Below are 13,886 nucleotides of genomic sequence, written 5' to 3'. Positions count from 1 at the left end.
TTGGGGATTTTTCTCAAAGCTTTGTGGGATACCACCATACTCTGGGACCTGTCTGATGAGTGTGCTATATTCAGATTGTTGCCGATTGTCGGGGATTGTCTGGATTAAAAGTATCAGTAATTCTGCTCTACAAATACTAGACAAGTCTAGACATTTGCTTCTTACTTCATCGGGAGCATGGGAGCGGCTATCCCTCGGTAAGCTTTCACGGTTTAGCCAACCGCGATAAATTTATGGCTGCATTTAAATCCCTGTCCATCGAATGACCGCAACTTTCACAGTTGTAAATCCTTTCTTTCAACGGCATATCTTGGATGTGTCCGCAATTTGAGTTAGAGTCGATGGGGAAATCACTTTCCCCACCTCTCATTCAGAACCGGACTTGAGACTTTCACCTCATCCGGCTCCTCTTTGACTGAGCTTTTTACACAAGCACCATAACTACCATCGCTGGCAGTTTTTGTATCATGGCAATGACGATGAAGAAGTTGGAGATTGCCATATTGGTCTTTCCCTCCCTGAGATTTTGGTTGAATATGGTCAATTTCCATAACATCGTCTTGCTTGAAATAGTTTCCGCAGTACGCACATTTTCCTTTCTGCTTTTGGAGTAGCCTTGCCATTCTCATTGGAATTTCAGGATGTTTTCCCAGTCTGGTTCCCCAGTAGGTAAAATCTCCGTCATAAACACTTCTGTTACCTTGAACCTTGACGAACCTTGTGATTTCTGTCTCGCCGTGTTTGGCTAACTTCAATCCTTCGGTCGTGCAGAATCTCCAGTTGTCCGTGCCTACTGTTTTCCAATATCTTGAGAATATTTCGTACTTATTGCTTTTTGGGCAACGACGAATAGCCCATCTTTTTAATTTTTGCCAGACTAGATAATCCATGTTGCTGAATGTTTCCTGACTGACAACATGGGAGTAGTAGTTTGACCAGCCTTTGATAATTGGATTAAGTTCAAGTATTAATTCGGACTGTTTTCCGTTAAGCTGACGGTCTATCACTTCTCCCAGTTTTTTCTGGTGGGTGGCTCTTTTTTCTTTGCTTGGGGTGATGAGCGTATTAAATCCTAGTGGATTACCGTTTGAATTTCTGGCACTTCTATATTTGCCAGTGGGATATTGTCGAATGTTAAAGCCAAGAAAGTTAAAACCATTTTGGTCTTCTACTGCTTCGAGTGTGTGACAGATTCTGGTTTTGCTTGGTTTTAATTCTAATCCCATTTCGGCTAACCATTCGGATATAATTCTCTGACAACCTTCGACAACTTCTTTTTCTTCGTGCATACACACAAAGTCATCAGCGTACCTGATTAGTGCAGTGGCTTTCACTTTGTCTCTCGGTCTAATTTTGTAGCCGTTGACATCCTTCCTATCGATTGATTTGACATACTCTTTAACCAGCTTTTCTAAACCATGTAAGGCTATATTTGCCAGTAAGGGGGATATTACCCCACCTTGAGGAGTACCTTCATCGGTCGTGAAGAGTTGGTTTCCATCCATTGCACCAGATTTAAGCCATGCCTGGATCTGCTGGGTGCATTCTTGGGAAGCTGTTAATCTTCTTTAGCAACGCTTGATGATTGATTTTATCGAAGCATTTAGCGATATCCGCATCCAATACATATCGAGGCTTTTGGTTGATATGTATGTAGATTGCGACTATAGCATCATGGCAGCTTCTACCCGGACGAAAACCATAGGAATTTTCCTCAAATATGGCTTCCCATTCCGGTTCGAGTGCTAACTTAGCTAAGGCTTGAGTTGCCCTGTCCCTGATTGTGGGTATTCCAAGTGGACGTTTTTCACCATTGGATTTGGGTATCCATACTCTGCGAGTTTTTCGACTTTTATCCGTAAGTTGTAATTGTCCTGCAAGTTTGAGACGTGCTTCTGGGGATAGAGATTTAATTCCATCCACTCCTGCCGTCTTCTTACCTTGATTATCTTGTGTTACCTTTCTGGTAGCTAGTAGCTTGGCTGACCGTGAATTTATCAGAGTCTTTTGAAGCCTGCGGACAGCTTTGTAATCACCACGACTTTTGGCTTTGTAAATGCGTGTTTGTAACTTGTAGACGACTCTTTCTACCTGTTTCCAGTTGATGTCTCTCCATTGCTGGTTTGACTCTTGACCTATACAGATAGGGATGTCATTCTCCCATTCCACCCTGAACTGTTGTTCGGTTTTAGACTTATACATTACTAATTACACCTTTACAATCTGAGTCAAAGTGTCTACGTCAGCATATCTTCGATATTACTCAAAGCTTTGGCTTCTTAGACAATCCTTCCCCTCGATTCATGCGGATGGTTTCCTGCTCAGATTTCGACCATTCTGAGAGATTTTGAGGGGTTACTTCGTTCCAAATCACCTTTTGTTTGAATCCTTAGAGTCCCACTTTCCACGCCCGTTTATGGGTAGTGCATACTGGTCAGACCTGCAATTGCCAGCACCGTTATCTTTGCCTTTTGGCTTGGGCAATAACTGTCGTAGCCCATTAAGCATCACGATGGTTCAGACGTGGATTCAAGCCGCAGCTTTACTCATAAATTCATGCTCGATGGTGTTCTGCGTACAGTTCGCAGTTACCACCTTTCTACCCCGCTTTACCAATTTTGATAACCAATCTCCTCAGTAGGGGTAGTGCTGTCACTACTGCACTTGTAGGGTATGACTTCTGCTTTCTAGGGTACTTGCAGTCACATACAAGGTAATTCAGTTGTCATCTACAGGGGATTAAAGTGCGAACTCAATCCTTTTAAGGATTACCCCAGAGAAGCCAGTTATCCCCCGTTTTCACGGTTTCGACTGAACGAATCGCACACAGGTCTTGCTTGATGGGAACCAGCGGTCGGCAACGACGATCTCGCAGCCAAACTTTTTAGCTTTGTATTCTAACTGGCGCTTGAATTCGTGGAATCCGCAGTCAGCTATTACCATACCGCAAGTTTGTGATTCTTTAGCATTCCACAGACATTCAAATCTTCTACTACTATCGTTGCGTGGTTTTTGCATAAGTAAGTAGTGATTTGATGCAGAGTATCTTTTCTGAGGTTTGCTATTTTTGCATGATGCTTTGCTAGTTCAATTTCGGCAGTGCGCGAGATGGTGATTGACTTGCAAGTTGTATGAGGCAACCCTTCGTGAGTTTTTATCCAGCCGATTGTCGGTAACTTTATAGACGTACCACCTACGGGGATAGGCTTACCGCTAGCATCAATCGTGAAAGAGTCGTGATGCCCTTTCTTCTTAAACCTGGGATATCCACCTTTTTTTGAGAAAAATTTAGCAAACGCATCTCCAAGATTGTCAAAGGCGTATTGAGTTATCTTTTGACAGATTTCCGCCTCCTTTATCCACGTAAATTCAGGTTTTACATGATTGTTAAAGAATTTTTTGAGCAAGTATTTGTTGGGCTTCAATCCATCTTTATAAAGGCTGCTCCAAGTAGCCAGTCCCCAATTATAAGTAAATCTCGCTATGCCAGCGTGTTTACTCATAACTGTTGATTGACTTTTGTTTAGCTTTAACTTTGTTTTGATGGATAGAAGCATTGTTCGACCTCAACACTGGATTTCTTTGTTTAACTCTGCCACGTCCTGTACTGGTTTGTCAATAGCATTTTTTAAATTTTCTTTGATTTCCTTGGAGTAATTTCGCCAACCGTACAGCCGACAGGAGAAACAGTGAATTATTGCCATCAGGTCTTCTACTAATTCATGTTGAGGAGACAGTGATTCTTGGTTGGCGACTATAATTTCACATCCGACTGATACGGCAAGTTCTTGGATGAATTCAAAGGCAAATCTGCACATCCTATCTTTGTGTGCAATTACAATTATTGATATTTCACCTTTGAGCATTGACAGCATAATTGCTAGAAACTTTTTTCTTTTAAAGTTTAGTCCGCCACCAATTTCTGATACCCAGTCGTCAACGCTCAGTCCTCGTCCCAAGCAGAAGGCTTCCATCGCTAGCAACTGGTTTTTTAGCTCTGGCTTTTGCCCGCTGGATGAAACTCGACAGTAAACTACGATCTTTCGTTTGGCTTCTACGGGCTTCAAGCCGTTGGCTATCAAGAAATCGTCTTCTGTGTAGAACCGATGCCCCGACAGGGTGCGCTTGGCTGGTAGTTTTCCTGAAACATCCCAACGCTGGAGTGTTTTTACTGACAATCCGAGCTTTTTCGCGAATTCGTGTGGTTTAAACAAAATGGTACACCGTAGCTTTGTCTATAAGTGTACCATTTTGTCTATTTATTCGCTACCTAGGTACTAGCTCCCATCCCAAATCCCAAATCCCAAATCTAAAATCGGCTGACCATTTTTTCATGAATCATCTTCATCTGTGACAGTTCTTCCAGCAGTCCCTGCGGTAGAGGAATTTTCACAGATTCCAGCATACTTTGAATCCGATGCCTCCAATCGTGACGGGCTAAACTCTCAACATAGTTGCGTTTGTATATAGAATTAAGCCTCACCTCGTCCTGTAAAAGTTCATTAATGAATTCAACACTTTTTTGCGGGTCATCGGGCAACTCAATAGTAGCATCTTCCCAATTCATCAACTCATCCATTAGAGGTGTAGTTGGACGCTTCCCAACTACCGCACCGCCAGTCGCAGTACCATAAAACCAACGCAGTGTAATAAACGAGTAAGGAAACCGACGCATACCAGGATAGAGAGTGTCAAATGCCAAGGTGAGTTTGCTATGTCTGAGAATGTGAAATAGCAGCCGAGTATCTGGCTCGTCTCTACGCATTTCGTAAGGCAATTTCGGAAATTCCTCTGCTGTTCTGGGCGTAGATTTATAGTAAATTTGTTCGGAACCAGGTTGATTGAATTTATTTAACAACACAGTGTCATAATGTGAAGGTATCCGCCCGAAGCTTGTTAAATCTATTGAACGCTTGAGTTGACACGAACCCTGAGCGAGAACATCAGCAGCAAAAGGGATCAGGGATACTGGTATACCAAAACGTTTTTTCAGTTCATCTATAATTTCTGGAAGTGCCACGAATAAATGATCTAAATGATAGACATTTTTTGAATAAATTTCCGGTGCCCAAGAATCGAAAATATAAGCGATGACAACATCAAAACGCTCCCTCCACTTAGGTATACTTGAGAGTAGTTCCAGATCGGCTCCTGATATCCCAATCATCAGTAAAACATTAGGTTTGTCTGACAATTGAGGTAAAGGTGGTAAATTATATACACCTGTAGTAGACTTAACAGCTTTACGGATTACTCGACCAGCTAGCGGATAAAGTGTGGATGACCACTGGATTACATCGCGGGCAGATGGTACCAAAAGTTGTGCGTTGCAGGTTCGTACCACAATATTTTCTAATTCAAAAACAGGGTCCCAGGAAACGCTCGACCATAAACCCCGTGAAGAAAGTACAAAAATATTCATAGCTCGATTTTAATTTTATTAAATGATCCCGCACATTATACCAAAGACGAGGGGACTAGGGTAAATTCAATAGTTCTGGACGCAACAATCCTATGGATAGAGGCAACGCCGGAGGGATTGCCCCTACGAAACGCTATATGAACGCTATATGTATAGGCTGTGCGTAAGTCCTGTTTAATTAAATTTGAAATGCCAATTCCCCTGAATCGACTTCCCAATTTACCTAGCTACTAGCTAGCAAATCTAGCCGATCGCACCTATGGCAGCACTTGCAGTGGGTGAATCTATCCCGTAATCAGGGAAAACAATAACACATCTATGGTTTCAATGTCAATATTGATGATAATTTTTTAACAATATGTATTTTGCCGCGCTCGTCGCGATCGCGTCTAGAAAGAGCGGGTTGATAAATGCTAAAGTCCCTAGGATTTATGAACCTTTTCCTTCTTCCTATTTCCCCTTCCCCTTCCCCTTCTTGAGACTAAACATTTAACCACTCAAGGAGTACCCTGGGCGCGGGTAACAAAATCATTAACAAAAGCCCGATCGCTATTAGCCCCAAAAAATCCCGCCCATTATCCAATTCACTGACATCATTCAACGCCGGTTCGTCGTTTAGCGGCGTGAAAAACAAAATAATTGCCCACAGCAGTAAACCCTGTTCCAAAAAAGAAAGCAGCAGCATACAAAGTCTAGCAACTTGCCCGATCGCCATACTCGCTCGCTGGCCGAACATCGCGTGTACAATGTGCCCGCCGTCGAGTTGTCCCACCGGCATCAAATTAAACGCCGTCACGATCAAACCCAAATAACCCGCCACCGCTACCGGATGCAAATCGATCGCAGTTTCCGCATTGAAAGCACCACCCAAGGTTAACTTGCTCAAGAGACTCATCAGCAGCGAAAAATTGGGTTTGAAAGAGTCAAAATTTAACATTCCCGACTTGTCTGACAGCGGTACAATTGTCGAATGATCCAAACCCCAAATTAATAATGGCACTGCCGCAACTAAACCCGCCAGGGGCCCGGCAATACTAACATCAAATAAAGCTCGGCGGTTGGGAATTGGACTCCGTATTTGAATGAAGGCGCCAAAAGTTCCCAAGAAAAAAGGAATCGGAATAAAATAAGGCAAAGTCGTGCGAATTTGGTAAAATCTGGCAGCTAAATAGTGGCCGGATTCGTGAATTCCCAAAAAAGTAATTAGAGCCAGCGAGTAAGGCAAACCCTGCAGCAACATTGATGGGTTGGACTGCAAAGCTTGTTCAGTAACTCCAGCAAGTCGCGCCCCGACAAGCGTAGTCGTAAACACTGTGATTAGCAGCAAAGCTAAGGCGAAAAATGGCCGGGTTGCAGATTCGGTTGTGACAGGAGTTTCCCCTGATTGGTGGCTGGGATTGGGAACGATAGCAAAAAAAGGTTGACCGCTCAAGCTGTTTTGAAATACTACTAAAAAGCGATCGCCAAAAAGCCTCTCCACATTCTCCCGAATCGCCTGATAAGCCGCCTCCGGGTTCGTCCGCAACTGTCCGCGACAAATTACAGCCTGCGGCCGAAATTCCAAATCTCGCAAAAAGTAAATTGACCAAGGAAAACAATCGCGCAAACTCGCTTCTTCTTCTTGATTGATCGGGCGCACGGGCGGTTTTGGCTTTACAGGTTCAGTCGCAGAGTCTGGTAACTGCTCTGCCGTTTCGGCAGTAATTTTCTTGCGCCCCAACTGTACCAAAAACCAATACAAAAAAGGGCAAACCAGAAAAGGTATAATTACCAACTCCGGCGGTACAGTTTTGCTGGTGCCGTACACTAACATCCAACCACTCCAAATCAGCGCGGGCGCCATCATTACCAGCCACAGCAGCCATATCGGAGTCCTGGTGATGCGGCTGGTGCCGTTCTGCAACAAGAAGTACGATATCAGCCCCAATACGAACAACCATAGTAAAAAGAACATAATATTTATCCCATTCCCTTCTGAAATACTTCCTTGAAACAACAGAGTTCAGTCTCCAAACAACCCAGGCCCGTGCTCGACAATATCCTGGCTTTCCCCCCTAACCGGGATACCCTGGGTGCAACAGCCTATTTCATTGTAGAAAACCAAACTAACATCCTGGTGGATTGTCCCGCTTGGGATGAGATTAACCAAACATTTTTGCGGGAACACGGCGGCGTGCGACTGCTGTTTCTCACCCACCGCGGCGCTATGGCCAAGGCGCGGGAGATTCAGGAAGCCACGGGGTGCGAGATCCTGATTCAAGAGCAGGAAGCTTATTTACTGCCGGGTGTGAAGGTGACGGTTTTTGAGCGAGAATTTGTGGTGAGCGATCGAATGAAAGCATTTTGGACTCCTGGCCATTCTCCTGGTTCCTCTTGCCTTTATCATAGTGGCAGCGGTGGAGTGCTGTTTTCGGGCAGACACTTGCTTCCCAACCTCGAAGGTGCCCCAGTACCGCTGTTGACGGCAAAAACTTTTCACTGGCCTAGGCAAATTAACAGCGTCAAGTCAATTATCGATCGATTTTCGCCGGAAACTTTACAGTATATTTGTCCCGGTGCAAATACTGGTTTTTTGCGGGGAAAAGGATCGATCGATCGAGCTTTTGAGAAATTAGCCAATCTGGATTTAGCTGTTTGTTTGCAGTCAAAACCTGAACCCTAAATGTATGCTACAAAATCAAAAAATGATCTGACGCGCTAATTATAGCGGTAAGGTGCGCCTAAGCTGTTGTGCATTTAAATTGTATATTTCGAGTCCCGATCAAAAATCGTCAAATCCTCTCCCCCTCTCCCCTTCTCCCCCTCTCCCTCTCTAGTACCATAGGCAATCTAGATGCAACACAGCTTAGCGCACCCTACATTATTCTTCAGTCACTTAGAAAGGAAGTTTGTTGGTGAAGTAGCGGTTGAAACCGCCGATTCTTACCGTGGAAAAAACTGTGGAAAAAACCGAAAAACAAAAAATGCTTGCCGGCGAATTGTATTTAGCTGCCGATGAGCAATTAATTTTAGATCGCCAGCGAGCCCGCCGCCTCGCCAGAACTTACAATTCAACCCGCGAAGACGAACCAGACAAACGGTTAGAAATTCTCGCCGAATGGTTCGGTGCAGTTGGCCCAAAAGTTGAAATCGAGCCACCTTTCTACTGCGACTACGGCAGTAATATTTATGCGGGAAACGGATTGTATATGAATTTTGGCTGCGTGATTCTCGACTGCAATCGAGTTAATATTGGCGAAAATTTATTGTGCGGGCCCAACGTACAAATTTACACCGCTTTTCACCCCACAGACCCGGAAATGAGAATTTCTGGCCTAGAACTCGCCGCTGAAATTAATATTGGCAATAATGTTTGGATTGGCGGCGGCAGTATTATTTGTCCAGGAGTCACTATTGGCGACAATAGCACGATCGGCGCAGGCAGTGTTGTTGTCAAAGATATTCCCGCAAACGTTGTGGCGGCGGGGAATCCTTGCCGAATCATCCGGCATCTACCTTGATGTGGTACGATCGACACAATCGTGCGATCGGCTCCTTGGAGCTTAACCAAAAAATTTTAGGTATTAGAACAGCCGGTTTAAGATTTTTCACGTAAAATCCCCGAAAAAAACCGTGCAATAAATCTCAAATCTAAAATCTAAAATCGCTTAATATCAAATCCGTTAGCATCGGAATAGTAAATTCGAGTTCACGGTTGACTGTTGACAGTGAACAGTCAACAGTCAACAGTCAACAGCCAACATCATTCCGGTGTTACCGGAAATGATATAATTTCTCGTTCCCGGTTTCCACACTACCAAGCTTTTCTTATGACGACTGCAACAGTTTATCCCAACGCTCCTGATCTCGGCACCGACGACTACATAGCAGTCGGTGTAGCTACCTGCTTCATCAAAGAAGAAGGCGAAGTTTTTGAAGTGCAAGTAATCGAAGCTATTCCCTCAGCAGCTTTAGAAGCAATTGTGAAGGGAATTCCCACATCCTATTTAATGGTTTGCGGGACGACTTTGGGAGCAGTGCTCGACGGCGAAACACCCAAAATGTTGCCAGAATTCCCGACATCCGCTCAGTTTAGCGAAGAATTTGGCTTTCGGGCGATCGCTGCTGCCCGCACTTACAAAATCCGCCCCCAAGCTCAACTTCACATTCCCTTGGGAACAGTTCGCAACGACTTTACTTATTCCTTAGAACGCAAAAGGGTGCTCAACTCCGAGCGCATCATTCGCACTGAAGACAATGTGAAACAGCACGAACACACTCACAAGGTTCTTTAAACAAATCCCGCAACTGGGGCAATTTAGCAGTGCCTCAGCCAGCGGATGCACGGAAAATAGTTTTGATTGTTGAGATGTAAATTAAAGATTTAACAAGTTTTTCCTTCATTAATAATGAACGAAAAACTTTTAATATTTCGTTATTAAGCAATACTGCGGACAGTTTTTGATTACCAACCGTAGAATAACGGTTTCAAGGCGATCGCGTACTCGAAATACCAACCGAAAATCAAGGGTTTCAGACTACGAACTAAAAACAGTCTGGACTATTGATTAATACACACACCAAACATCTCAACCTAAAATGTCTACTGCTCACATCACCTAAATAACATAAATTATTAACGACTGTAAACAAAAATTAAGTAGTTGATAAACTTTTTTAATTGGTCAAAAATGTGGTATGATATTATTCCTGTTTAACAAAGTGATATCAAATCGGGTAGCCTCGGAATTAATATTACCCACCGCTAGGACACGGCAGTGCCGTGTCCCTACAATTAATCTGGGTAGGGAAACGGCACTGCCGTGTCCTTTATATCATTTCGGTGCAACCGGAAACGAGAGGATCTGCTCGGGGGGAAAAAATTAAAAAATCCCCGCAATTATTGAATGCTAGTAGTTTAAGACGACTGGCAGGCGGGCGAGTACAGCGTAGGTGAGCTAAGGATTTCAATCTCACAAATTGGTCAAACCATGCGAAGCTTTGCGAGAGTAAAGTGGTGGAAATTAACTAGACTATTGCCAGCGGGATTAAAGGGCGAATACCATCTTGGGTACCAAACTGCGCTCTTAATTTTGGGCGTAACAATTCTGGCAGCTAGCATTACGGGTTGTATCAGCTATCAAAGCGTTCGCCGCTTGATTATCACCAAAAGCGAGCGAAATGCTTTGTTAGAAGTTAGGGAGCGCGCCAACAAGATCGATCGCTGGCTCGGCACTAGAAAGGCTGAGATCGAAATCCTCGCCCACACTCCTCCCGTTCGTTCGATGAATTGGTCAGTGGCACAGCCTTATTTAAAATCGGAAGTAAATCGACTGCAAGAATTCCAGCACTTGGCATTAATTGATCCCGACGGTTCTTATTTCACCACAAAAGTGGGCAGATCCTTGATTAATGTTAGCGACCGCCAACACTTCAAAAAGGCAATGGCTGGGGAAGTCTATGTTTCAGATCCTACCATTTCTCGCACGCTCAAAAAACCAAGAAGGATTGTTCCCATTTCGGCTCCAGTGTGGTCAAGTTCGGTAAATTCTCTTGATAAAACAACCGAAAAGCCGATCGGAGTAATGAACGGCGTCATTAGCATGGATCGAATTGCCGAAGTAGTAGGAAAGCTGGAATATGGGGCAGGAACTTACGCTTTTGTTCTCAATTCTCAAGGAGTGCCAATTGTCCATCCCGACGCTCGATTAATCGGAAATATCCACAAGCCGGCTCCGAGTCTTTTAGAGTCCGCAGATGCTAATTTGGCGAATGTAGCGCGGGAGATGGTTTATCAAAAAACGGGCATTGTGCTGACTCAAATCAACGACGCCAGAGTTTATGTTGCCTATCTTCCTTTAGAACAAGCTGAATGGTCGATCGCCGTTGTAATTCCCCGCGACAATCTCGAAAAAGAACTCCTTCCTTTCAAGATACTAGCAGTAGCCGCCGGCGTACTTGCCGCCGCAGCTATTTTCGCAACAATGGTGGCGCTCAAGCTGTTTGTCCTAAATGGCATTCGCAGTCGCACAGAAGCCCTTCTCCACCGCTTGACCGGCCGCATTCGCGCTTGCTTGGGCCTCGATCGCATCCTCCAAACTACAGTAGACGAACTCGGTACTTTACTGAAGCTCGATCGAGCAATTTTCGCATGGTACGACCCCCGACAAGATACTTTAGAATTTGGCTGGGAATATTGCCGGGAAGGTTTGCCGGGGCGCTTGGGAATCTTTGGTGTTCCAGGAGGGCCCTCTGGAGATTTAGCTGCACGGCTTCACCGCTGCGAAACGATACTGCTACATAAAACCGCCGCCCCTGATGCCACAGCGTCTGAGGAACACGCCCATATCGAACTCACAAATCGTCACTACGCAGCAGTACCCGTACTAACTCAGAATCATCGGCTTGGATATCTGTTTGCCTGTGCAAAGCGCCGGTTTGCGACTCCCGACGAGGTGGAAGTTTTGGAAGCAATTGCAGACTCGCTGGCGATCGCAATTTCCCAATCCCAACTCCACGGGCAAATTCAAGAAGAAATCCAACTTTTGGAAGAAGTATTAGCCAAACTCATAATCACCGAAGAGCATTTAGTACAAAGCGAAAAAATTACAATTGTGGGTCAACTAGCCTCCGAAGTTGCTCAGGAAATTAATAACCCGATTAACTTTATTTACGGCCGCCTGATTCACCTCAATGATTATATCAAAGATTTGCTTAGTATAATTCGCCTCTATCGAGAACAATATCCTGAGCCTGTGCCACGAATTGCCAAAAAAATAGAGCGTTGCGACCTAGATTTTATCAGCAAAGAGTTGCCACAAATCCTCAATTTTTTGAAAATAGGAGCCGATGGCATTCGCCAGATAGTCCTGGCTTTGAGGAAATTTTCACTTCCTGACGAAGCCAACAAAGAACACGCCAACGTTAATGAGAGCATCGACAATCTTTTGCTGTTGCTGGCTCACAGACTGGAGCAAAAAATATTAGTAGTCAAGGAGTACAACAACCTGCCACCAATTTTTTGTTATCCCGGTCAACTGAGCCAGGTATTCGCGAGTCTGATCATCCATGCTATAGATGCAGTTAAAAGTATTGAAAATTCCGCTCAAATTATTACAATCAAAACCGATATTGTCGAGGAATATAAAGGCAGATTTATTGTTGTAGCGATCGCCCACAATGGCTCAATTATTCCGCCGGAAATTCAACCCAGAATATTTGAGGAGTTTGGTCATACTAAATCCTTTAAAAATTTTACCGGGTTGGAGTTGTCGGTTTGCTATAAAATTATTGTAGAATTGCACGGCGGCCGCCTGACAGTTGAATCTCCGGTTCAACCTCAAATTAAATCTCAAACTGGGGGCGGTGCTGAATTTAGGGTAAAATTGCCGATCGTTTGATATCGCATTTGGCCGCCAGAGAAACCCGTCGCAAATCTTGCTAGCAAGCTGCGCGAAAAGCTTAATTTCGGTTTGTACTGATACCAATTTTTTATGAGGTTGCATAGAATCTGATCCCCCCTAGCCAAGAGGGCGGGCACGGGGGCACCGCCCCTACAAAGGGGGGGACAAGATTCCTCTCAAAGTCCCCCTTCTTAAGGGGGATGCGAGGGGGATCGAGATATGTGCAACTTCACATTAAATTGGTATGAGGACTTTAGCCATAAAACAGAGGGCTGAAGTCCTCACTACAAACCTAACGATCATTTGTTAACCCAAATTGCTATGATAGGATTATGGAAATAATAAAGGTGCAACCACAGCAAACAACCAGCCTCCCATGACTAAGACTTCCGCAACAATTAATAAAATATTTCTGTTCATTTTCAAATTAAGCATTTTCACATTAAGAGCGATCGACCAAAGAGCGAATTTTCTTCCACCAAGCAGCGGGCGAATCCTCCGGGCGATACGCGGCATCAAACATCGACAAAATTAGTGGCAAACCCCCCACCTTCGCACTCATCAACAAGTGCATTGCCAGACAAAATACCAATACCACCCAACCAGAAGCGTGTAAATAATACCAAACCCGCGTCAATTCCCCAGCCGGCAGCCATTCTTCCTTAACCATACTGCCAGAAGCGATCGCCCAAGTCAGTGCCAGCAACATCAACGTGTTCACAATCCGGTGCAAACTGTACCACCAAATCGGTTTTCCCAACTGCGTTAGTTTCCCAAAAGAATCCGGCTGCACCAAGCGTTTTTGACCTGCGTGGAAACTGTACAATGCAAAAGCCGGCATTATTCCTAACAGCAACATCTTGCCAAAAGTGCCGTGAATCCCGATAATATCTGCAATCTGGGGCACGGGGACTTTGCCAAACCGCCCATCGTAGGTGTTGTAAACCAGAAATGCGCTCACAATTGCTAAAAGGGCGATCGCAGCGTTAACCCCGTGCAGTAACCTGAGCAGCAGTGGCTGGTACAATCTAGATGGCGGCATCGTTAATTCTGCTAGTTGATAAATAATCTTTTACATAATA

13 protein-coding genes are annotated in these 13,886 nt (G+C 44.5%); 4 read left to right on the top strand and 9 right to left on the bottom strand.

What is annotated here, in order from left to right; translation table 11 throughout:
- Positions 1–205 precede the first annotated feature (205 nt).
- From QUB12_RS11155 to QUB12_RS11120, 8 genes are all read right to left on the bottom strand, one after another.
- A complete protein-coding gene (locus QUB12_RS11155; protein WP_445252100.1) occupies positions 206–370 on the bottom strand; it encodes a zinc ribbon domain-containing protein in 165 nt (54 codons plus the stop codon).
- The gene (locus tag QUB12_RS11150) at positions 351–1,505 is read right to left on the bottom strand and encodes a group II intron maturase-specific domain-containing protein (protein WP_333148347.1); all 1,155 of its coding nucleotides are present in this window, start codon (positions 1,503–1,505) and stop codon (positions 351–353) included. The genes QUB12_RS11155 and QUB12_RS11150 overlap by 20 nt, the downstream gene beginning before the upstream one ends.
- A 10-nt stretch (positions 1,506–1,515) precedes the next feature.
- Positions 1,516–2,202 (bottom strand): reverse transcriptase N-terminal domain-containing protein, encoded by a 687-nt coding sequence (locus QUB12_RS11145; RefSeq protein ID WP_333148350.1) that lies wholly within the window; start codon positions 2,200–2,202, stop codon positions 1,516–1,518.
- Between the two features lie 597 nt (positions 2,203–2,799).
- Entirely contained in the window at positions 2,800–2,943 is a 144-nt protein-coding gene (locus QUB12_RS11140) for a zinc ribbon domain-containing protein (protein ID WP_333306747.1), read from the bottom strand.
- Positions 2,937–3,557 (bottom strand): transposase, encoded by a 621-nt coding sequence (locus QUB12_RS11135; RefSeq protein WP_333306745.1) that lies wholly within the window; start codon positions 3,555–3,557, stop codon positions 2,937–2,939. Before QUB12_RS11135 ends, QUB12_RS11140 begins: the two co-directional genes overlap by 7 nt.
- 9 nt (positions 3,558–3,566) lie before the next feature.
- Positions 3,567–4,217 carry an IS607 family transposase gene (locus QUB12_RS11130; protein ID WP_333306749.1) on the bottom strand — a complete coding sequence of 217 codons (651 nt, stop codon included), beginning with the start codon at positions 4,215–4,217 and terminating at the stop codon, positions 3,567–3,569.
- Positions 4,218–4,309: 92 nt separating this feature from the next.
- Positions 4,310–5,422, bottom strand: coding sequence for a glycosyltransferase (locus QUB12_RS11125; RefSeq protein WP_333105143.1), 1,113 nt, complete (start codon positions 5,420–5,422; stop codon positions 4,310–4,312).
- Between the two features lie 481 nt (positions 5,423–5,903).
- On the bottom strand, positions 5,904–7,376 hold the full coding sequence (locus QUB12_RS11120; RefSeq protein WP_333306743.1) for a site-2 protease family protein: 1,473 nt from the start codon (positions 7,374–7,376) through the stop codon (positions 5,904–5,906).
- Positions 7,377–7,409: 33 nt separating this feature from the next.
- Here QUB12_RS11120 and QUB12_RS11115 point away from each other — a divergent pair, with 33 nt between their 5' ends.
- From QUB12_RS11115 to QUB12_RS11100, 4 genes are all read left to right on the top strand, one after another.
- Positions 7,410–8,084, top strand: coding sequence for an MBL fold metallo-hydrolase (locus QUB12_RS11115; protein WP_333306741.1), 675 nt, complete (start codon positions 7,410–7,412; stop codon positions 8,082–8,084).
- A 277-nt stretch (positions 8,085–8,361) separates the two neighbouring features.
- Positions 8,362–8,922, top strand: coding sequence for a sugar O-acetyltransferase (locus QUB12_RS11110; protein WP_333144761.1), 561 nt, complete (start codon positions 8,362–8,364; stop codon positions 8,920–8,922).
- A 309-nt stretch (positions 8,923–9,231) separates the two neighbouring features.
- Positions 9,232–9,696 (top strand): hypothetical protein, encoded by a 465-nt coding sequence (locus QUB12_RS11105; RefSeq protein WP_333144762.1) that lies wholly within the window; start codon positions 9,232–9,234, stop codon positions 9,694–9,696.
- A gap of 798 nt (positions 9,697–10,494) precedes the next feature.
- The gene (locus QUB12_RS11100) at positions 10,495–12,801 is read left to right on the top strand and encodes a cache domain-containing protein (protein ID WP_333306739.1); all 2,307 of its coding nucleotides are present in this window, start codon (positions 10,495–10,497) and stop codon (positions 12,799–12,801) included.
- A gap of 445 nt (positions 12,802–13,246) precedes the next feature.
- On the opposite strand, the gene QUB12_RS11095 is transcribed toward QUB12_RS11100, so the two are convergent.
- The gene (locus QUB12_RS11095; protein ID WP_333144764.1) at positions 13,247–13,846 is read right to left on the bottom strand and encodes a cytochrome b/b6 domain-containing protein; all 600 of its coding nucleotides are present in this window, start codon (positions 13,844–13,846) and stop codon (positions 13,247–13,249) included.
- Between the last annotated feature and the right edge of the window lie 40 nt (positions 13,847–13,886).

The organism is Microcoleus sp. B7-D4, assembly GCF_036705125.1.
Lineage (GTDB): Bacteria > Cyanobacteriota > Cyanobacteriia > Cyanobacteriales > Microcoleaceae > Microcoleus.
Note: the sequence above shows the minus strand (reverse complement) of the source record. Positions and strands in the feature narration are given on the sequence as shown.